Annotated in this window: 18 protein-coding genes and 1 pseudogene; 6 read left to right on the forward strand and 13 right to left on the reverse strand. The window is 59.4% G+C overall.

What is annotated here, in order from left to right:
- Positions 1 to 9: 9 nt before the first annotated feature.
- Genes PMI35_RS16110 through PMI35_RS16095 form a run of 4 tightly spaced genes read right to left on the reverse strand, consistent with a single transcriptional unit; the run spans position 10 to position 3,955 of the window.
- Positions 10 to 909 carry a polysaccharide deacetylase family protein gene (locus PMI35_RS16110; protein WP_008059788.1) on the reverse strand — a complete coding sequence of 300 codons (900 nt, stop codon included), beginning with the start codon at positions 907 to 909 and terminating at the stop codon, positions 10 to 12.
- A gap of 41 nt (positions 910 to 950) precedes the next feature.
- A complete protein-coding gene (locus PMI35_RS16105; protein ID WP_008059790.1) occupies positions 951 to 1,859 on the reverse strand; it encodes an NAD-dependent epimerase/dehydratase family protein in 909 nt (302 codons plus the stop codon).
- A 39-nt stretch (positions 1,860 to 1,898) separates the two neighbouring features.
- Positions 1,899 to 2,633 carry an SDR family NAD(P)-dependent oxidoreductase gene (locus PMI35_RS16100; protein ID WP_008059793.1) on the reverse strand — a complete coding sequence of 245 codons (735 nt, stop codon included), beginning with the start codon at positions 2,631 to 2,633 and terminating at the stop codon, positions 1,899 to 1,901.
- 41 nt (positions 2,634 to 2,674) lie between these two features.
- Positions 2,675 to 3,955 (reverse strand): APC family permease, encoded by a 1,281-nt coding sequence (locus PMI35_RS16095; protein WP_238543168.1) that lies wholly within the window; start codon positions 3,953 to 3,955, stop codon positions 2,675 to 2,677.
- 1,032 nt (positions 3,956 to 4,987) lie between these two features.
- On the opposite strand from PMI35_RS16095, the gene PMI35_RS33325 reads away from it, so the two are divergent.
- A complete protein-coding gene (locus tag PMI35_RS33325) occupies positions 4,988 to 6,028 on the forward strand; it encodes an RHS repeat-associated core domain-containing protein (RefSeq protein ID WP_008059797.1) in 1,041 nt (346 codons plus the stop codon).
- 661 nt (positions 6,029 to 6,689) lie between these two features.
- Here PMI35_RS33325 and PMI35_RS16090 read toward each other — a convergent pair.
- Positions 6,690 to 7,604 (reverse strand): LysR family transcriptional regulator, encoded by a 915-nt coding sequence (locus PMI35_RS16090; RefSeq protein WP_008059799.1) that lies wholly within the window; start codon positions 7,602 to 7,604, stop codon positions 6,690 to 6,692.
- 85 nt (positions 7,605 to 7,689) lie between these two features.
- On the opposite strand from PMI35_RS16090, the gene PMI35_RS16085 reads away from it, so the two are divergent.
- The 5 genes from PMI35_RS16085 to PMI35_RS16065 all read left to right on the forward strand — a co-directional run bounded on the left by PMI35_RS16085 (position 7,690) and on the right by PMI35_RS16065 (position 12,649).
- Positions 7,690 to 8,751 (forward strand): LLM class flavin-dependent oxidoreductase, encoded by a 1,062-nt coding sequence (locus PMI35_RS16085; protein ID WP_008059801.1) that lies wholly within the window; start codon positions 7,690 to 7,692, stop codon positions 8,749 to 8,751.
- Positions 8,752 to 8,816: 65 nt separating this feature from the next.
- Positions 8,817 to 9,356, forward strand: coding sequence for a flavin reductase family protein (locus tag PMI35_RS16080; RefSeq protein WP_008059802.1), 540 nt, complete (start codon positions 8,817 to 8,819; stop codon positions 9,354 to 9,356).
- Positions 9,357 to 9,428: 72 nt separating this feature from the next.
- The gene (locus PMI35_RS16075; RefSeq protein ID WP_008059804.1) at positions 9,429 to 10,820 is read left to right on the forward strand and encodes a spinster family MFS transporter; all 1,392 of its coding nucleotides are present in this window, start codon (positions 9,429 to 9,431) and stop codon (positions 10,818 to 10,820) included.
- 8 nt (positions 10,821 to 10,828) lie between these two features.
- Complete coding sequence (locus PMI35_RS16070) at positions 10,829 to 11,242, forward strand: GFA family protein (protein ID WP_008059806.1); 414 nt, start codon at positions 10,829 to 10,831, stop codon at positions 11,240 to 11,242.
- A gap of 33 nt (positions 11,243 to 11,275) precedes the next feature.
- Entirely contained in the window at positions 11,276 to 12,649 is a 1,374-nt protein-coding gene (locus PMI35_RS16065; protein WP_008059808.1) for a DUF1329 domain-containing protein, read from the forward strand.
- A 63-nt stretch (positions 12,650 to 12,712) separates the two neighbouring features.
- Here the strand turns inward: PMI35_RS16065 and PMI35_RS0132640 are convergent.
- From PMI35_RS0132640 to PMI35_RS16030, 8 genes and pseudogenes are all read right to left on the reverse strand, one after another.
- Positions 12,713 to 14,000, reverse strand: a pseudogene (locus tag PMI35_RS0132640) (OprD family porin).
- Between the two features lie 54 nt (positions 14,001 to 14,054).
- Positions 14,055 to 15,371: an MFS transporter gene (locus PMI35_RS16060; protein ID WP_008059815.1), complete on the reverse strand. Its 1,317-nt coding sequence runs from the start codon at positions 15,369 to 15,371 to the stop codon at positions 14,055 to 14,057.
- A 65-nt stretch (positions 15,372 to 15,436) separates the two neighbouring features.
- Positions 15,437 to 15,961 carry a gamma carbonic anhydrase family protein gene (locus tag PMI35_RS16055; protein WP_008059817.1) on the reverse strand — a complete coding sequence of 175 codons (525 nt, stop codon included), beginning with the start codon at positions 15,959 to 15,961 and terminating at the stop codon, positions 15,437 to 15,439.
- Positions 15,962 to 15,973: 12 nt separating this feature from the next.
- The gene (locus PMI35_RS16050) at positions 15,974 to 17,164 is read right to left on the reverse strand and encodes a CaiB/BaiF CoA transferase family protein (RefSeq protein ID WP_008059819.1); all 1,191 of its coding nucleotides are present in this window, start codon (positions 17,162 to 17,164) and stop codon (positions 15,974 to 15,976) included.
- Between the two features lie 25 nt (positions 17,165 to 17,189).
- Complete coding sequence (locus tag PMI35_RS16045) at positions 17,190 to 18,119, reverse strand: hydroxymethylglutaryl-CoA lyase (RefSeq protein ID WP_008059822.1); 930 nt, start codon at positions 18,117 to 18,119, stop codon at positions 17,190 to 17,192.
- A gap of 65 nt (positions 18,120 to 18,184) precedes the next feature.
- A complete protein-coding gene (locus tag PMI35_RS16040) occupies positions 18,185 to 19,123 on the reverse strand; it encodes a LysR substrate-binding domain-containing protein (RefSeq protein ID WP_032831610.1) in 939 nt (312 codons plus the stop codon).
- 143 nt (positions 19,124 to 19,266) lie between these two features.
- Complete coding sequence (locus PMI35_RS16035) at positions 19,267 to 20,274, reverse strand: Ldh family oxidoreductase (protein ID WP_008059826.1); 1,008 nt, start codon at positions 20,272 to 20,274, stop codon at positions 19,267 to 19,269.
- A 103-nt stretch (positions 20,275 to 20,377) separates the two neighbouring features.
- Positions 20,378 to 21,211, reverse strand: coding sequence for a substrate-binding periplasmic protein (locus PMI35_RS16030; RefSeq protein ID WP_008059829.1), 834 nt, complete (start codon positions 21,209 to 21,211; stop codon positions 20,378 to 20,380).
- Positions 21,212 to 21,219: the final 8 nt, after the last annotated feature.

Genomic DNA, 21,219 nt, shown 5'->3' on the forward strand with positions numbered 1-21,219 from the left:
TCAATTACATCAAATACCCTTATGCGCCTTAACGGGCCCCTGGTAATAAGGCAGCCTGTCAATCCGTGGTTTATAGGCGCCCGAGGCGACGCTGCGCTGGACATGCGCGGCGATCTCATCCATCCGTGCAAACCAGACATCACCTTTGGCCATCATGTATTCGATCAACTTCGACACTTCATGCCAGCGCGACAAGCGACCGGAAAGGAACGGATGCCAGACGGGCACGAAGAGCGCGCCATACTCCCAGGCCGCATCGAACTCGGCCTTGAACACTTCGACGGCACGTTGTGGTGACTGAATCGGCATCTGAAAATCGAGGTCGATGCTGTGCATGTACTGGGGCCAGTCATCCAGCGCCCAGCTGGAGGGAAGTTCCACCAGCTCTCCCGTCCCGGTGCGCAGCAGATAAGGCACGTCGTCGCCCATCAACGAAGCGTCATAGCTAAAGCCGCGTTCGATCAACAAGTCAGCCGAGTGCTCCGACATGTTGTAGAGCGGCGCCCGCCAGCCCCGTGGGGCCTGGCCGGTGAAGCGCTTGATGGTGTCGCAACCGCGGTCGAGCCAGTAAGCCTCTTCTTCGCGGGTCAGCTCGTTTGGATGCTCATGGATGTAGCCGTGATGGGCAATCTCGTGCCCGCCTTCGACGATCGCCTCGATGGCCTGGGGGTATTGTTCGATGCACCAGGCCGGAATGAAAAACGTCTGTTTGATCTCGAAGCGTCGATAAGTTTCCAGAATCCTTGGAATCGCCACCTTGGGTCCATAGTGCAGCATCGAAATACTGGCAACCCGTGGCGCGGAGTCCTTGGGGTGCGCTACATGCAGAATGCTGTCCGCATCCATATCAAAGGTAAAGGCTACGGCGCAGCGCGCACCGTTTGGCCAGACAATCGGATTTTCAATCATGCTTATTCACCGGTTGATTTTGAAAGTTTGCGAATGCCCTATCAGTACTCGTGATCCATCAACCAGTTGGAATAATGCGTAAGTCCTCGTTCAAGTGACCATTGTGCTCGATAGCCCAGCTCGCGCTCGGCTGCACTCATGTCCCACTCCCCATGGCGATCGAGATGCCAATAACCGTCGCCCACTTCGATGCGCGCACCCGGAATAATTTTGCCGATGATTTCAACGGCTTGGTGCAACGTCCAGGAGCGGTCACCGGCAATGTTGAATACACCGCCTTTAAGGTCTCGGGTTTCAGCCGCCAGCAGTACCGCACGCACCACGTCTTCCACGTGTATATAGTGGAATCGATGATCCCCGCCGGACGGCAAGCTGAATGCTTCACCACGATGAACGGTTTTAAGTATGTCCCTGAGCACTTGCGGCATCTTGTTTTCCGGTCCGTACACTTCCGCAATCCGCAGTGAGATCACCTCCATGCCATAAAGATCGTTGTAGACCCGGCCAAAGTGTTCGGTGGCAATTTTGGTTACACCATAGGGTGTCGTTGGGTAAGTCGGTGTCTGTTCATTAATCTCACCTTCGAAATGCCCGTACACCGTTTCGGAAGAAAAATTCACCAACTTCTTGATGCCCGCCAGGCGCATGGCTTCAAGCAAATGAATGGTGCCATCGATGTTTGCCGCCACCGTGGTAATGGGCAGGTCTATGGACAAGTCGGGATGTGACATGGCCGCCGTGTGAATGACACGATCAACGCCATGTTCCTGGATAGTTCGAACAATTCTGGGTATATCGAATAGTTCCCCCTGCACAGGGGTCATGAACTCAGACCTGGCTTCGGAGTAGTCACGGTTGTAACTAATCACCTTGACGCCTTGTTCGCTGAGCTTTTTCGTCAGGTATCTGCCGACATAACCCAAACCACCGGTAATCATTACAGCGCTCATTTTGGATCCTTCTTGTTATCAGTAGAATAAGAGCTACAACTAGATCGCAGCACCGCCATTGGGGCTGATGATCTGTCCAACCATGTAATCACCCGCGGGCCCGGCCAGGGCTTCGACCATCGCCGCGATTTCATCCGGTTTGCCGAAGCGCTTCAAAGGGAGGCTCGCGCGGGTCTCATCGTTGTATTCGATGGTGTCGTTGATCAGCATGTCGGTTTCAATCGGCCCCGGCGCCACCGAATTGACCAGTACACCTTTGGGGGCCACTTCCTTGGCCACCGCTTTGGTCAGCGCGATCACCCCGCCCTTGGAAGCGCAGTACGCGGCGTAGGTAGGAAAGCCAATCAACCCCAGCTCCGAGCTGATGTTGATGATCCGCCCCTGCCCGCGTGCCAGCATCCCCGGCAACACCGCCTGCATGCAGGCCCAGGTGCCTCCGAGATTGGTGCTGATCATCTGCTCCCACTGCGCCCAGGTCGTTTGCTCCACTGTCGCCGACACCAGTCTCCCGGCATTGTTGACGAGCACATCGACCCGTCCATAGCGACTCTGTGCCTCGCGGATGATGCCGGCCGCGGCGTCGGGATTGCTGATATCCGCTTGAACGGTGAACCCGTCGCCACCGTTGCCTTCGGCAATTCGCAGCACGTCGTCCAGTTGCTCCTTGCTGTCAAAGTAATTGAGGACCAGATGATCGCCACTTGCGGCAAAACGCTTGGCGATTGCCAGCCCGATGCCCTTTGCAGCGCCAGTGATAACGACAACTCGTTTCATAAGTTCTCCGTTGTTTTTTAAATGAACGCCGCGCGTGAGCATCAGGACTGTTGAACTTTGGAAAGTACGGGCTTTCTGGAGACACGCGATTGCCAGACCAGAATCAGTGCGCCAGACAGAATCGTCAGCGCGCCGAGGTACCAGGCGGTGTATTTATCTTCTGGGGAAACCGGATTTGCTCCGGCGGTATAACCGATGTATCCCAACACCAGAATGGCCAGGGCCGCCGGGATCGACAGGGCCAATGCGATGCCGAAGCGCTGGCGTCGGAAAGTCATGACAATGAAGGCTGCAATAGCGGCCATGTAAGACATCACCAGCGTGATGGTCACGACGTCGTAGTACCAGACGATCTTGTCCAGCGGTTTCCACCAGAGCAGGGAAATGGCGACGGCCGAGACAATCATGCTGGCGAGCCACGGCGACTTGGTTTTGTTGACGGCGCTGAACGCCAGCGGCAAATGCCCTTCTTCACTCATGCGATAGAGCGTACGCGCCGCCGCGCTGGAAGAGATTTGCATACCGGCACAGGCCGAAGTGATCACCACGAACAAGGCAATCCAGGCCATGGCCGGTGGCAAGTAGACGTTGGCGACAGCCGCGATTGGCCCGCCGTTGCCGTCCTCGATGATTGCCGCGAGTTTCTCCACAGGCACGGCATACTGCCAGCCGATCGCCGCGAGGGTGTAAATGACAAAGGCGCTGGTCAGGACGAGCAACATGGAGCGTTGCACGGTGCGAACAGGAATACGCGATTCCTCGATGTAGTTGATCGCCGAATCGAAGTTGGCGAGCATCCAGACACCGAACAGCACCCCCGGCCCTATGGCCGACCAGCCAGCCGCCCCCTGCGGCGTATACATGGACAGAACCGACAAGTCCGGAACCTGCGGGTCGATGATGCCCATCAAACCCAGCCCGGCGACCACGGCGATCTCGAAAATCAGGAAGATACTGGCGATTTTCGCCGTGGCATTGACGCCTTTACAGGAAATGGCCAGGAAGGTCAGCACCATGCCCGTGCCGATCAGCTTGGCGTTAAGCGCACCCGCCAGGGCCGGGAACAGCGCCTGGATGTATTCGGTGCCGATGATTGCGCACATGGCCATCACGGCCGTGCAGGCAACAGCGTACGCCCAGCCGAGAATGGTCCCGACGCTGGTATGGAGAAATCGCGAGGTAAAGGTAAAGACGCCGCCTGCCGAGGGTGCCTGGCGAGTCAGGGAGATCATGCAGAACGCCATGACCAGCATGGGAAAGAAGTACGCAATCAAGATGGCCAGTGGCGCATGGTGGCCGGATATTGAATAAAGAATCGACATCGAAGAGGCTGCAATCCAGCCGGGTGCATTAAAGCCAAGTGCGGAAAACGTTACATCCCTTGTGGTAAGGGTCCCCTTGTTTAGTGCCGTATCAAGTTCACGAACAGTTCCGTCACGGTCATAACCGATGATGTCATAGAAGTTCATTATTCAGGCTCTGATTGATAGCTATAGAAGATGTTTTAGCGCCAAATCGTCTGAATGGATTTGAGCGCCGCTTTTATTATTCAACTAAGCAAAATGCAGATACTTACAACTTCAACAAGCCGCACCCCGAAAGCCTATTCAGAATTGACTTGTAAATTTCTTGTTTTTATCGCCCTTCAGATAATCTCGGTACTGAACCTTGATTGGGCGCCAGTATAGAAACAGCAAAAAAAAACCTACCATCAGGAATATCCGATCTTTGCATCTGGATTCGCGAAGTATAGGGCAACCCCTGATACACCCCATACTTTTCTTACAACAAATCAAGAGGTTATAAATCAAAAAGACCTGCACGGGGCAGCTTGTACTGCACCACACAAAAACAAAATCCTATCCTATGCAGGCCATCCGATTCGTACGCAGTGCGCTCGCTCAAGCACTTCCCACGGTCCTTTCCCAGCGTCTGAAAACGTTAATGTGTTGTGTCAGCGCATTATCCGATGCGAGGTTTCGTCTGCCTTGGATAAAAGCCGTTGAGCTACAAGGCGGGTATTACGTGGGGCGAGTGCGTACCCGGGCCCTCTACCGCAGCGACGCACAGACGTCGGCGGATGTTTTCCGCGGTCCCCTTTTCCGCTGCTGAAGTCGCGCATTGACCAAATTTCTAACGTAGTAGTCGTATGGAAATTCCAACTATCAGAACTGCTGGGTTGCCAGAGGTGATTTGTGGTGATACTGAGGAACATGCGGGCGGAACTCTTCCCCCTGTCCTTCTCCTCTTTTCCCGCTCAGGACGGGGCACGAAACTAGTAGTTCTGATAGTAGCCACGCGTCGCATAACGAGCGACACTCCTTTCCAACATTGCGACTGCTGGAGCTACCCTCATGCAATCACTACCTCCTGCCCTGCTCTGCCGTTACGACTATGATCCACTAGATAGAATCACCCGTCACATCCTCCCGGATAATCACCAACGCCAGCGCTTTTATTGCAAAAGCCGACTGGCCTCCGAGATACACGGTACGACCCATTACTCGATCATTCAGCATCACGATCAGTTACTTGCGCAGAAGCAGAGCGATGGTAACGAAGTCAACACAACGCTGCTGGTCACAGATCAACAGCGCTCGGTATTGCAGACGATCAAGGCCAATCATCCACGACAGCCCATAGCCTATTCGCCCTATGGCTATGGGCCCCCAGGCAACGGTTTACTTAGCCTGCTCGGTTTTAATGGCGAACGACCTGATCCGGTGACCGGGTGTTATTTATTGGGAAATGGTTATCGGGCACTTAACCCGGCGTTAATGCGCTTTAACAGTCCAGATAGTTTGAGTCCATTTGAAAAGGGCGGACTCAACCCATACACATACTGTTTAGGAGATCCGATCAATGCCATTGACCCAAACGGCCACACCCCTGTCGCCATGAAAGCAATGAGTTCAACATTGATATTCAAGAAAGTGCCTGGCACGCAACTTGTAAAAGTACGTGTTGAAAAAACCATAACCGAAGTCACCCTAGAAACGATAAACTATGATAAGCACGGACTTAAGTCGAATACCTTAGAGCTTTATTATGAGACAGGGATATCTACGCGAAATAAACCATTTACCATTTTTAATACCCACCCTTTCGAAGGGGAGCTTAAATACAATACAACACTCCCATCTAGCCTTGATAAAAACTCAAGATCTACCACAGCAAACCTCGTTCCAGGTTCAGTAGACGAGATGAATCTACGTAATCATGCATTCAAAATTGAACACAACCTGACCCGGGCCGGTATGAAGGGCGAAAAATTTATGCCAACCGTTAAAAAAATGGTCCGGCGCGACCTCATAAACGACAATATAAGAGGTGTTTTCCGGGAAAAAATTTCGGATTCTTATGCCAACTATTACGGCATTAGGAAACAGCGTTAAATAATTAAAATCAACCAACCGACAGCGAACAAACGCAAAATTTTACGCCCGGGCTAAACCATCCTCGTCGATGCAGCAGGAGGAGGCTGTGCATGCCTAGAGCCGGGCGCGTTAAACTCAGCTCTGTACAAAAATAATATCTTTAACACCGTACCGCACAAGCCAGCGAGACCACCGCCGCATAAATTTTCGCAAGTTTGCCGAAGCGCGTAACTTTGCGACGACTCTCCTGCGAGTAAAAAAGAGAAAAAAGGAGACAGAGTCTGATGAACCCCAAATTTTTCTTCGATAATTCAAGAGTTTATAAATTGAAGAGACCTGCACGGGCGGATTGTATTGCCCCACACAAAAACAAGATCCCGATCCCATGCAGGCCATCCGATTCTTGCTCAGCGCACTCGCCCAGCACTTCCCACGGTCCACTCCCTGCGTCTGAGAACGTTGATGTGTTGTGTCAGCGCATTACTCCGAGGACGTCGGCTTACTCTGACGGGGTTCAGCCGATACATGTCAGGCGAGCGCGCATTGCGAAACGAGTTACATCAACAGGCACAGGCGTTGGAGTAGATTTGTGGGAATCCCTAAGGGGCGGCCCCAAAAACCTGTGTGCTTACGGGTGAGCAGTTTGCGAGTTGCACAAATGATCAGGTCATCACTCAGATCAGGTAACCGCACAGTCCTTAATCCGCTCCCGCAACCATTTCAAACCAGGATCGGCGTCGAACCGGGCGTGCCAATAGGCAATCAATTGCGGTGCGGGGAAATCCACCGGTGGCTCATGGCAGCTAAGGCCGAACGTCTCTGCGAAAGCCTCGGCAATCGGCCCTGGCAAATTGCAGATATAGCCCGTTTGCGCGGCGATCACCGGCATCGCCATGAAGTTCTGCACCAGTACGCCAACCCGTCGGGCCAGCCCCTGGGCCTGTAGCGCGTCGTCGATGATGTTGCCCTCCCGTTGGTGCACTTCGATCATCACTTGCGGCCGCTCCAGGTAGAGGTCCAGCGGAAAGCGCCCGGGCGGCAAGCCTTCGCGTTGCCAGATCAGCGTCAGCAGTGAAACCGTGGTGATCGCCTCCTCCCGCAAACCCGAACCCAGCGCCATGGGCGTGCTGATGGCCAGGTCGATCTCGCCGTTTTCCAGCAGCGCTGGCAAGAGATTGTTCGGTGGCAGCGGCACCACCTCGATCATCACGCCGGGTGCTGCATCGGCGATGTGCTGGATCAACCGCGGCAAGATCAGGAACTCGACGAAATCGCCGGAGGCAATGCGGAACTTGCGCTGCGCCACTGCCGGCAAAAATAGCGTGGAGCCTTGCAGCACTTCGTCGAGGCGACCCAGTGCTTCGCGCACGGGGCCGATCAGTTCGCTCGCGCGCGCGGTCGGCACCAGGCCATGGCGGCCATTGACGAACAGTTCGTCGCCCAGGCGCTCGCGCAGGCGTCGTAGCGCATGACTGACCGCTGGCTGGCTGAGCGCCAGGCGTTCGCCGGCACGGGTGACGTTTTGCGTATCCCACAGGGTCGCGAAGACCACCAGCAGGTTCAGGTCGAGGGTACGTGTATTTACGTTATGCATACCTGAAATTCCAACTATTCATTTCCCTCACTGTACAGGCTTTGATGTAGTGGCTCCAACGTTCCCCCGGTACAAGAGCCCAAGCATGAACAATAAAAAATCCCTGCAGATGGGTTGGTTCATTCCAACGATTGGCGACACCACTGCCTTCAGCGACCCGAGTAAAAGCATCCCGCAGTCCCTCGAACATTTCGAGCGGGTAGCCGTCGCCGCCGAACAGGCCGGATTCGACTACGTGCTGGTCCCCGTCACGCCCTTCTGCTGGGATGCCTGGGTCACCGCCTCCTTCGTCATCGCCCGCACTCAAAAGCTCAAGGCCCTGGTGGCGGTGAAGCCTGGCTTCATCCATCCGGTCGCCCAGGCCAAGATGTTCGCCACCTTCGACCAACTGTCCAAGGGGCGCATCTACATCAATCTGATCGCCGGCCTCAGCGAGAAAGACGCCCACGCCGAGGGCCAGATCGTCTCCAAGGAAGAACGCTACGAGCAGCTGGAAGAAGAAGTCGAACTGATGAAACGCCTGTGGACCGAGGAAGGTGTGGAATACGCAGGCAAGTACCACCAGGCACACGGCCCGAAAGTCATACCGGCGCCCTTCCAGCAACCCCACCCGCCGTTCTTCCTCGGCGGCGGCTCGGAGCAGGCGGCAGAGATTTCCGCCAGGCACTCCGCCGTCCACCTGTTCTGGGGCGACTACCCGGAGCGCATCGCCGAACAGATCAAGGACATGCGTGAGCGGGCCGCCAAATATGGCCGCGGCGAAGCCATCGAGTTCGCCATGCGCCTGCAGATCATCTGCCGGGAAACCGAAGAAGAAGCCTGGGCTGCGGCAGATACCCTGGTCAACGGCGCCGATCCGGGCTGGACCGAGCAGGTGAAAACCATGATGGCCGAGTCCGTTGCCAACCAACGGATGAAAGAGCTCTCCCACACCGTCGGCCGCAAGATGACCCCGCACCTGTGGACCGGCATCACCGAAGTGCGCCCCGGTGCCGGTATTGCCGTGGTGGGCAACCCGCAACAGGTCGCCGACCAGTTGCTGGCTTTTGTCGATGCCGGTTGCAGCGGTTTCTGCCTGTCGGGCTACCCGCACCACGAAGAAGCCGAGCGCTTCGGCCGCCTGGTCATGCCGCTGCTCAACCGCTGAGCCATTGCACTCCTGTCCAATAACAATCAGCCGCTGGCACACCCGGCGGTAATGGAGTACCCCTCATGAACACCCAGCATTTCGATCCCAAGCAGTTCCGCCAGGCGCTCGGCGCCTTCACCACCGGCGTGACCATCGTCACCACCCGCGGCGCGGATGGCCAGGACTACGGTTTGACCGCCAACAGCTTCAACTCGGTGTCGATCGACCCGCCGATGGTGCTGTGGAGCATCAACAAGGATTCCTCGTCGGCACCCGCCTTCACCGAAGGTTCGCACTTCGCCGTGCACATCCTGGCGACGGACCAGGAGCCGCTGTCAAACCGCTTCGCCAAAAGCGGCGCGGACAAGTTCAGCGGTCTCGACCTGCAACGCGGCACCCGCGACATACCGCTGCTGGACGGGTGCTCGGCGCGCTTCCAGTGCAAGACCACGTATCAGTACGAGGGTGGCGACCACATCATCCTGGTCGGTGAAGTGTTGGCCTTCGACCGCTTCGACAAGGCCCCGCTGGTGTTCCACAGCGGTGGCTACCGACGCCTGTTGCCTGTCGCCGCGGACAACCACCTCTGGCAGCAGCCCGATGCCGTCGTGTCGGCCCGCTAAGGCAGTACCGCGCGGCGATGAGTGCGCCGCGTGGCCTCGACTACCAGAACAAGCCCAAGAGGTAAACTGTCGATGACCAGCACAACGACCGTCCCGGCGTCGGCCACGCCTTGTGCCGCGCCGTTACTGCCCAATCAGGGCCGAGCCAGCTATGCCCTGGGTGTGCTGACGCTCGCCTATGTCTTTTCGATCATGGACCGGCAGGTCCTCAGCCTGCTGGTCGGACCGATCCAGCAATCGCTGCACGTCAACGATGCCTGGATGGGCCTGCTGCATGGCTTCACCTTTGCCGCCTTCTATTCCCTGGCCGGCCTGCCGATCGCGCGTGCGCTCGATCGTGGCAACCGGCGCCTGATCATCACGGTCGGTATTGGCTTGTGGTGCCTGGCCACCGCTGCCAGCGGCCTGGCCAGCGAGTTCTGGCACCTGTTGCTGGCTCGCGTCGGGGTGGCGGTCGGCGAAGCCGTGTTGCTACCGGGCGCCGTGTCGCTGATCAGCGACCTGTTCGTGCCGCACAAGCGCGGCCGCGCCCTCGGTGTGTTCGGTGCCGGTGGCCCGATCGGCGTTGGCGGTGGTCTGCTCGCCACCGGCCTGGTGCTCGGCTACTTCAGCGCCCATCCATTGACCCTGCCCTTGCTTGGCACCCTGGCGCCTTGGCAAACCACACTGATGTCGATCGGCCTGCCGGGGCTGATCGTTCTGCTGCTGATGTGCGGTGTGCCGGAGCCGCGACTCAATTGCAACCCACGGGCGACGTCGGCTTCGGTGGCGTCGGGCGTGCCACTGGGAGAAGTGCTGGCGTTCCTGCGCGCAAACCGGCGCACCTTCGTCGCCGTCGTGGTTGGCATGGGCTGCTATAACGCGGCGGTCTACGGCGGCGGCGCCTGGGTCCCCAGCTACCTGGTCCGCGAGTTTGGCTGGAGTTACGCCAAGGCCGGCACCGTGATGGGCCTGATCATGTGCGTCAGCTCGCCCCTGGGTGTGCTCGGTGCCAGTTGGCTGGGTGAATACTGGCGCCGCCGCGGCGTGGCCAATGGCAACCTGCGCGTGGCGATCTGCGCCAGCATCGTCCTGCCGCTGTGCGCCACACCGCTGCTGCTGGCGCCCAGTGCCACGCTGGCACTGCCGTTCCTCGCGCTCAGCGCGGCCCTTTGGGTCAGCCTGTTCGGCATCGGCCCGGCCTTGATCGTCGAAATAGCGCCCGCGCCGATGCGTGGACAGTTCATCGCCCTGTTCACCGGCGTACTCAATCTGCTCGGGGTGGGCATCGGCCCGCTGGCGATCGGCGTGATCACCGACTACGTGCTGGTCGACCCCGCCGCCATTCGCTACTCGATCCTGATCGTCACGCTGATCGCCTGCGTCCTCGCTTGCCCACTGCTGTCCTGCGCCCGCCACAGCTTCAAGCACACCGCCCGGCGAGCCCGTGAATGGCAGCCCGCTGAACTGACCCCAAACCGATGAGAACGCTCATGAACATGATCAAAGGCAGCTGCCTGTGCGGCGGCATCCACTACTCCAGCCACCTCAGTGCGCTGTCCACCGCGGTCTGCCATTGCAGCGACTGCCAGAAGCAGACCGGCAGCGCCTTCTCGGTCAACCTGCTGGTGCATGCCCAAGGCTTCATGGTCGAAGGCTCAAGCCTTGGCTGCTACTCCAAGGCCGGTGGCAGCGGCTTGCCGGTCAAGCGTTACTTCTGCACCCGATGCGGCTCGGCGCTGTACTCCGAAATCAGCGCAATGCCCGGCCTGCTGGCGGTCAAGGCCGGCACCCTGGTCCAGCCGGCCAACCCCACACCGGATATGCACCTGTGGTGCGCCTCGGCACGGCCGTGGGTGGTCATCGATCGCGCGCTGCCGTGCTTCGAACAGGCACCCACCGAGTGAAACATCACGGTTCCAACACTTGAGAGCGACTTCATGAAAACAACAAGAATACTGGTGCAAACCGGCGCCCTGGCGCTATCGCTGCTGGCCACGGCCGTCATGGCCAAGGTCTCTCCCGAAGAGGCTGCACTGTTGGGCACGACGCTGACGCCAATGGGTGCCGTCAAAGCCGCGAACGCCGATGGCAGCATCCCTGCCTGGACCGCAGGCCTGCCAACAACGGCTGGTACGGTGAACAGCAAAGGCTTTTTGAGTGACCCGTTTGCCAACGAAAAACCCCTGTTCGTCATCACTGCATCTAACGCCGAGAAGTACAAGGACAAACTGTCTGCCGGTCAGTTGGCAATGCTCAAGCGTTACCCGGACAGCTACAAGATCCCCGTCTACCCCACTCACCGCAGCGCAGCGCTGCCAACAGGCATCTATTCGGTCATCAAGGCCAGCGCGGTCAAGACTGAAGAAGTGGATGGCGGCAACGGCCTGAGCGGTTTTGCCGATACCCGTTACTACGCTTTCCCGGTGCCCAAAAATGGCATCCAGGTGCTGTGGAACCACATGACTCGTTATCGGGGCGGCAACCTCCACCGCCTGGCAACCCGCGTCCAACCGCAGGTTGACGGGGCGTTCACCATGATCCAACTGGAAGACGAGATCTCTTACCCCAGCGAGCTGCCTGACCTGGACAAGAGCAAGGCCGATAACATCCTGTTCTACTTCATCCAGCGCGTGACAGGACCCGCTCGCCTGGCCGGCAACGTGTTGCTGCTGCACGAAACCATCGACCAGGTGAAGGAACCGCGCGACGCCTGGCTGTACAGCGCCGGACAGCGCCGCGTGCGCCGTGCGCCACAGGTTGCCTACGATGGCCCGGCCACGGCCGCCGATGGCCTGGCCACCGCGGACAACTTCGACATGTTCAACGGTGCGCCGGATCGCTACACCTGGGAACTGGTCGGGAAAAAGGAGCTGTACATCCCTTACAACAGCTACAAGCTCGACTCACCCAACCTCAAGTACGCCGACATCCTCAAGGCCGGCCATATCAATCAGGACCTGACTCGCTACGAACTGCACCGGGTGTGGGAAGTGGTGGCCAAGGTCAAGCCCGGCCAACGTCACATCTATGCGACACGCCACATGTACTTCGATGAGGACACCTGGCAACTGGCCGAGGTAGACCATTACGACGGCCGTGGCCAACTGTGGCGCGTCGGCGAAGGGCATGCCCAGCAGTACTACCATAAGCAGGCGCCGGGCTATACCGCCGAAACCCTGTATGACCTGCAGTCCGGTCGCTACTCGGTACTGGGCCTGAAAAACGAAGAAAAGCGCAGCATTGAATTCGGCGCCGTCGCTTCGGCGAACAACTACACTCCGGCCGCATTGCGTCAGGCGGGTGTGCGCTGATTGCGTCATCCACATGAATTTGGCGGCTATCCAGCCGCCTTTTTCAAGCCCCTCAGACCTCGACTAAAACGCCAACGTGTAGCCCACGATGAGGCGGTTTTCGTCCGCCGCATCAGCGAAATTGGAGCGCATCGTTGCGTTGCGCCAGCGCAGCGAAACATTCCTCAAAGGTCCTGACTGGACGATATAGCTGAGGTCGGTCGTGCGCTCCCATTCTTCACCCTCGCCGCCTGCGGCATCCAAGGCGCGACCTTTGACGCTGCTGATCCGTTGCGGATCGACCTGGTCGCCCTTCACGTAACGTAAATTGAACGTCAGCCCTGGCACACCGAGGGCCGCAAAATCGAAGTCATAGCGCATCATCCAGGCGCGCTCATTGGCCAGCGCAAAGGTGCTGATTTGTTGCTCGCTGAAGAGGTAGGTGTCCGTCCCGCCGACGTAAGCGTAAGCCGTATCGCCACTGACCTTCTGGTACCCGCCGCTGAACGTGTGCCCCTGGATCGAATAGCCGACGTTGGTGCTCAAGGTCCTGTTATCGACTTTGCCGAGCAACTCGCGCCCTGCTTCTCGCGCAGAGAAATAACGCCATTCGGTGAACGCTTCGCCCGGCCCCATCGCGGTCTTGTATTTGAAGCCGGCGAAGTTGCGCTGAAACAGGTCTTCAAGCTGACTGGTGTGAACACTCAGCGTCAGGTTTTTCAGCGGCTGGTAATCGACCCCCGCGTAGTACAACCGGTCACTGGTCACCGTTGCCGAATAAGCCCCCTGCTGCGCCATCGCCGTCAGGTCTTCGAAATCCGTGGAGTCACGCAGCTTGGTGGCGTCGACCTCAAGCAGCGTGAAGGTAAACCTGTCCAGGTCCTTGCTGACCAACTGGGCGCCGTTGAACCACTGTGGAAACAGCCGACTGTAGTTCGACGCCAGCAACGGCAGTTGTGGGCTGAGACCGCCCACACGCAATTCTGTCTCGGACAACCGGGCCTTGAACGCGCCGACAGCCTTTGAATAGTCATCCACGGCACGCTTGTCCGAACCCCGAGGCAACAAATCCGGTACCGGAGCGATCCGGGCTGGAATCGAGCTTGATCCCCAACATGCCCACGGCGTCCAGGCCAAAACCCACGGGGCCGGGTGTGAAGCCGGACTGTAGCTTCAACATGAAACCCTGGGCCCATTCGGCGCGTCGGGACTGGGTGGCGGAATCACCGTGGAAATCACGATCAAAATAGAAGTTACGCAGTTCCAGGCTGCCCTTTGCATCGTCGATGAAACTTGCGTAAACCGCCGAATGCGAAGCGCAGCAAAGCGTCGCGAGCATCAGCGATGCCCGCTGGGTGTTGAATGAGGTCATGTTGGCGCCTGTCTTATTGTTGTTATCAGCAGTGAAGGATGCCGGGCAATCCGGTCAGACCTTGGGATTCCTGACGTAGCGCATCACCACAAAACAGGCGATCAGGATCATCGGTGCGATGGACAACATGCCCATGTAGCTGGTCCCGCTGACGTCGTTGATCTTGCCCACCATCACCGGCGCGACCATGCCACTGAGCTGGCCGATGGAGTTGATGGCCGCCGTGCCGCTGGCGATCGCCAGCCCCGAGAAGGTCGATTGCGGAATCGTCCAGAAAATCGGGATCGCGATGAAGGTGCCTGCCGTGGCCAGCACCAACGCCGCCATCATGGCCCAGGATGAATCGGAGAACAGGCAGGCCAGCAGGTACCCCAGGGCCGCCAGCAACAGGCACATCACCAGGTACTTCTTGCGCTCGCCGGTGCGGTCCGAGAGCCGGGTCAGCCAGATCATGCCGATGCACGCCACGATGTAGGGCAGCGATGACAACATGCCGACCCAGAACACGCTTTGCACGCCGGACGATTTGATCAGGTGCGGCATCCAGAAATTCAGGCCGTAGGAAGCGGTCTTGATCACGAAGTAGATCAACGCCATGATCGCCACTTCCCGCGTCAGCAACACCCGCCACAATGACCCCAATACCGGCTTCTGGTTCTTCTTGTCATGCTCCAGGTTCGCCGCCAGCAGGTCCTTCTCGCCCCGGCTCAGCCACTTGGCCGATTCGATGTCCCGATCGAGCTTCCACAGCACCAACAGACCCAGCACCACACAGGGCAAGCCGGACATCAGGAACAGCCAGTGCCAACCGGCCAGGCCGAGCACGCCGTCCATCGTACCCAACAGAATCCCGGCCGCCGGACCACCCAGTGCCCCCGCGAGCGGTACCGACAGGAACCACAGCCCGTTCATCTTCGCCAGGTGCTTTTTCGGGAACCAGCACGCCAGGTAGAACAGGATCGCCGGGCCAAAACCGGCTTCCATCACGCCAATCAGGAATCGCAAGAAGTACAGCGTGTATTGGGTGTAGGCGAACATCATCGCCGCCGTGGCCAGGCCCCAGGAGACCATGATCCGGCAGATCCAGGCGGGTGCACCGTAGCGTTTCAGGCCCAGGCTGCTAGGGACTTCGAACAGGACGTAGCCAATGAAAAACATGCTCGCCGCCAGGCCATAGGCCGCGTCGGTCAAGCCCAGTTCCTGCTGCATCTGGGTTTTGGCGAAACTGATGTTGATCCGGTCAAAATAGGAAAACAGAAAGCAGATGATGGCCAGCGGCATGATGCGCCAGGCCACTCGCCGATAGAGCAGAAGCTCGTTGATCGTTTCTTCGCTGCGCGCAACCGAGATTGCACCAGTCATGGCAACCATGATGTTTCTCCATTGTTGTAATTATTGGAGAGAGGCACGTCCTCAAGGACGTTGCTCAAAGGGGTTTAGCGGATTCGTACCAGTTTGTCTTTGTAAACCTGACCCTTGGTCACGTAGTCCCGGGCGTTACGGTGCATGCCGGCGATGGCTTCAGGTGTGAGCTCGCGCACGACCTTGGCCGGCGCACCCAGAATCAACGAGTTGTCCGGGAACACCTTGCCCTCGGTGACAATCGCTCCGGCGCCAACCAGGCAGTTCCTGCCGATTACCGCCCCGTTGAGCACGACCGCCTGAATCCCGATCAGCGCGCCATCGCCGATGGTGCAACCATGCAACATGGCCTGGTGCCCGATGGTGACCCCCTCGCCTACCGTCAGCGCAAATCCGGGGTCGGCGTGCAGCACCGCACCTTCCTGCACATTGCTGTGTTGGCCGATGCGAATCGGTTCGTTGTCCCCGCGCAGCACGGCTTGGGGCCAGACGCTGACGCCCTGTTCGAGGGTGACATTGCCGATGACGGTGGCATCCTCGGCGACGAAGGTTTCAGCGTGAATGGCAGGAATGAGCGTGTCGAATTGATAGATAGCCATGGCAGATTCCCCTCAAGCCGCAACGTCGGTTTTCAGGACGCCCGCCGCACACAGTTCGGCAATGTGTTCATCGCTGTAACCCAGCTCGCGCATGACCTTGTGGGTGTGTTCGCCGATGCGCGGAATCGATCGGCGCGCCTGCAGGCGTTCGCCATCCAGGGACAACGGCAGCAAGGGCATGGCGGTGAACGTTCCGTCTTCCAGCTCAAGATTGGCCAGGCCGCCGCTTTGCAGCAGATGCGGATCTTCGAACAACTCCTCCGGCCGACGGATCGGCGCAAACGGAATGCTGTTGGCCTCAAGCTCCACAGCCAGTGCCTGGGCATCCATGCTGGCAAAGACTTCAGCCAGGTGAGCCAGCAATCGTGGCCGTTGGAGCACGCGATCGTTGTTGGTGGCAAGGCTCTGGTCGTCGAGCAATGCGGTCTGGCCCAGCACCTGGCACAAGGCGTTCCACTGCCCTTCGCCGGTGGCCGCCACGAACATCTGCTCACCGCCCGCGAACTCGAACACGTCGTAGATGGCCCACGCACTGATGCGGTTCGGCATCGGCGCAGCCGCCTGGCCGGTCACGGCGTACTGCTGCATATGTTGCGCCGCGAGCAATACGCAGTTTTCGTAAAGCGCGCTTTGCACCTCGCGGCCAACGCCGCTGACGTTACGATCGTTGAGCGCGGCGAGCACGCCGATGGCCCCGAACATGCCGCCCATGATGTCGTTCACCGAGCTGCCGGCACGCAAAGGCCGGCCGACCGGGCCGGTCATGTAGGCCAGGCCAGCCATCATCTGCACCACTTCATCCAGGGCCAGGCGGTTGTCGTACGGGCCGTTGAGAAAGCCTTTGTGCGATGCATAGATGATGCGCGGATTACGCTCGCGAATCGCTGCGTAACCAAAGCCCAGTTCCTGCATGCGACCGGGTTTGAAGTTCTCGATGAACACGTCAGCCGTGTCGATGAGCTCCAGCACGGCTTCACGGCCTTGCGCGGTATTGACGTCGATGGCGACGCATTGCTTGTTGCGGTTGAAGGTGCGGAAAAATCCGGCACCGGCGCCCAGCAGACGGCGTGTGCCATCGCCACGGGTCGGTTCGATCTTGATCACCTCGGCACCGAGGTCACCAAGGATCATCCCGCAGGTCGGCCCCATCACCATGTGAGAAATTTCGACGACACGAATGCCGTCCAAGGGAAGTCTGGACATTGTTGTTCTCCTCGATAGGGCAGGCTTAAACGCGGCTGGCAGCGGGCGCGTAATTGAGTGGCAGGCCGGCGCGGGCAATGCAGCCGTAGAGGCTCTCGCCTGGCAACGCCTCACGCAGCACATCCCGTGAGGCGATCAGTGCGGCCAGGTCGATGCCGGTGTCGTAGCCCATGCCTTGCAGCATGAACACCAGGTCTTCGGTGACGGTGTTGCCGGACGCACCCGGTGCGAACGGGCAACCGCCCAAACCGGCCAGTGACGAATCGAGCTCGGTAATCCCCTGCTGCACGGCCACCAGGCTATTGGCCAGTGCCAGGCCTCGGGTGTCATGGAAATGCGCGGCCCTGAGTTTGTCGCCAGCGATGGCCCGCACGGCCTGCAAGGTCGTCGCAACCTGGCCCGGATTGGCGTAGCCCGTGGTGTCGCCAAGCGAAACCAGGTCACAACCGGCCTCCAGCACATGACCGGTCAACTCGCAGAGGTCGCTCAATGGCACATCACCCTGGCGGGTGCAGCCGAAGGCCACCGACATTCCGGCAATCACCTGCACGTTGTGCAAGCCCGACTCGGTGCGCAGCTGGCACATCCGCCCCAGCTCCTCGACCATCTCCAGCGGCGTGCGGCGCACGTTGGCCAGGCTGTGGGCCGAGCTGACAGAAACCGGTGCAATGATGCGGTGGGCACCGGACTCAAGCGCATCACGGCAGCCGCGCAGGTTGGGTGCCAGTACGGTGACGACCAGATCCGGGTAGCTCAAGGCATGCGCCACGACCTCCTTGGCATCGGCCATCTGTGGCAGCAGTTTGGCGGGGACGAAGGAGGCGACTTCCATGTAACGCACGCCCGCCGCATAGGCGGCATCGATCCATTGGCGCTTGGCGGTGGTGGGCATGATGGCTTGAAGGCTTTGCAAGCCATCGCGCATACCGACTTCGTTGATTGTTATTGTTGTCATCAAAAGGCTCTCACGGTCTGAAGCGTGGTTTCAGATTAGAGAGCCATCGGTACAGCGAAAAGACGTCATTTACGGGCCGATCCATCGTCAACCACGATGGATGATTGACGCGGTGGCGCGCGCAACAGCAAATGGTCCAGCAGCCTTCGCGCCGACAGCGATAGCGCATCCCGATCACGTACGCAGATCACGAACTCACCCAACGCCCACTCATCGGTCAGCGCAATGATGCTTAGGTCAAACAAGCGGGTGTATCGAGCCACCGCCTCCAGCGGAAACACCGCCAGCCCCAGACCGAACTGCGCCAGGCGAAACGCTGCATCGAACGACGACACATAGGAGCGAAAACGCAGCTCCTGGCCGTGTTGCGCGGCTTCTTCGCGCATGAAGTTGTTGAGCGTGGCGAACGCGGACAATCCCAGGTGATCGAACGCCAGCGTCTCGGCGAACGCGATGCTGGAGCGACCCGCCAAAGGATGGTTGGCACCCACCACGACCGCCAGATGGTCTTGCCGATACGGCAGAAACTCCAGGTCCCCCACCGCCATCGAACGTCGACAAATGCCCAGGTCGGCATTGCCCTCAGCCACCCCTCGCACCACATCAGGACTGAAGCGCTCCTCGATGTCGACCTGGATCCTCGGATGCTCCAGCATGAAATCCGACAGTTCCTCCGGCAGGAACTCCATGATCGATGAGATGTTGGCCAATACCCGAACATGCCCGCGGGCGCCTTCGGCGTACTCGCTGAGTTCGCTGTCCAGCCGCTCCATCGCCCGCGTCAACGACCGCGCGTGCCGCAGCAGTGCGACACCCGCCGGTGTCGGTTCAACCCCGCGTTTGCTGCGCTTGAGCAACGGCGTACCGAAACGCGCCTCGATATCGGAAATCCGCTTGCTGACCGCCGACGGCGCGATAAACGCCCGCTCGCTGGCGCGTGCGATGGTGCCCTCATCGCAGACCAGGATGAACAGGCGCAAGGAAAAGTGATCCAGGTGTTGCATCATGCCCTGCCCTCAACTCGTCGCCTGGCACGGTCCAGGCGTTGCTCTTTCGATTTGCGTGAGGTTTTCGCAGATGCTCGGGATATGTGCAAGGGTCGCCTTGTGAGACTGATCGGCGCGGCCGGCGGTGGCGAAGGATTTGACTAATCCACCTGCGCTTTAAACGCGTCGTACGCCGATAACGGCAGGCTGATGCCCTCGCGGACCGCACGGGCATAGGCCTGCTCTTTGGCCTTGCCCGGCAGGTAAACGCCCAAGGCTTCAAGCCGCGTCATCTGCTCGCCCAGCCGTGAGGCAAAGCACTCGTCCAGCAACCTGGGAGCAATGCCGATCACCAGCATGCCAGCCCCTGGGGATTCGCTGCCGGCACGGAAATCTGCTGCATCCAACGACCAATTGGCCCCCGTCAAACCCGCCGCGAGCACCTCGACCATCAACGCGATGTTGGCGCCGCGACCGCCCCCGAATGCCAGCAACGTCCCGTGCAGTGCCTCCCGCGCGCTGCGCGTTTCATTGCCTTGTGCATCAACCGCCCAGCCTGCCGGTATCGCCTCCCCCGCTTCAGCGGCCCGAAGGAGGTTTACGTAGGCCGTGGCGCTGCTGGCCTGGTCAATCGCCAGTAAACGACCCGCAGCACTGGCGGCGGCAAATGCGATGGGGTTGGTGGAGTACAGCGGCCGGCTCTGGCCCGCCACGGTGAGCAGCGGTGAGCCATTGGTGAACGCCAACGCGACCAGCCCCTCGCGCGCCAGGCGACGGGTGTAATAGCCCAACTCGCCACAGGTGAACGCGTTGAACTGCGCAAACAGGGCGATACCCAGTTGATGCGCATTGCTGCACAGCACTGGGAAAGCGCGATCGAACCCCAGTTGCGCGATGCCTTGGGCCGCGTCGCACCGGATCATGGCCGGCGCGACCTGGGTCACGATGGGCTCGGCAGCCGTGGCGATTCGGCCGGTGGCAAAGCCGCTGAGGTAGTCAGGCAAATGGCCGAAACCGACTTCGTGTTGGCCATGGGCCTGGGCTGATACCGTGGCGTTGGCAAGCGCCGAGGCCACGGCGTCGCTGGTGCCGTGGGCCAGGCAGAGCTGTTGTGCGAAGGTGGTGGCATCGGTCAGGGACAAGCGCTTGTCGGGTTTGTCGTCGTCCATGGTGGCTTCAGTGTTCTCGGATTGTAGGTGTGCCGCAGCTTGAGAACCTGCAGGAGCGGCTTTGGGCGCTCCTGCAGGATTTGTGTCGTTCAGTTGATTAACTTTACTGAATCATCCTCGGCTCACCCACCTGCGCAGCCTCGCGGTCCAGGCCAAACGAGGCGAGGATTTCAGCGATTTCGCCCGAGGCATGCAAGGCCTGGATGTTCTTGCCCAGCGCCTCGCCCAAGGCTGCGTTGGACTTGGTGTACGGGAAGGCGCTCTGCCCAGGCTCAAGCGTGGCCTTGACCCGTTGATCGGGCTCGGACACCTTGATGCTCTTGCCGGGGTACGCGCCCTTCTGCTGCGATGAAACCCCCACCGCGAAGCTGTCCGCGCCGACCTGGATGCGCTTGGACGCCAGGTCCTGGGCCATGGCCACCGGGTTCGGGTAGAGCACCAGATTATCGCCAAAGGCCTTCTTCAAATCGTCCACCCACAGGTAGCCCTGCACGGTGCCGATGCGCTTACCGTCCAGTTCGGAAATCTTCGTGTAGCCCTCATCCGAAATAATGCCCATCACGTCCAGGTACAACGGTGCCGACAACCCCAACGCCTTGCTGCGCTCTGCCGTGCGGTACCAGTCACCGATGCCGACATCGGCGCGCTTTGACACCACCGCCTGCACCACAGCTGCGGTGTCCACCACCATGGTCTTGACCTTCAGGCATTCGCGCTCGGCGATGCGCTTGATGATCTCGCCATCCACGCCGCTCAACTGGTTGTTCGGCCCCGGTATCGAGTAAGGCGGGAACACATACGCCGCCACGGTCAGCACACCCGGCGTAATGGTTTCAAACTGGTTCGCCGGGGTGCATTCGGCCAGGGCGTACGGCGCGCCGGCCAGGGTCGAGCACAAGAACATCCAACGGGTAAAGTGTTTGAATGAGCGAGTCATGAAATCAC

The sequence above is a fragment of the Pseudomonas sp. GM78 genome, from assembly GCF_000282475.1.
GTDB lineage: Bacteria > Pseudomonadota > Gammaproteobacteria > Pseudomonadales > Pseudomonadaceae > Aquipseudomonas.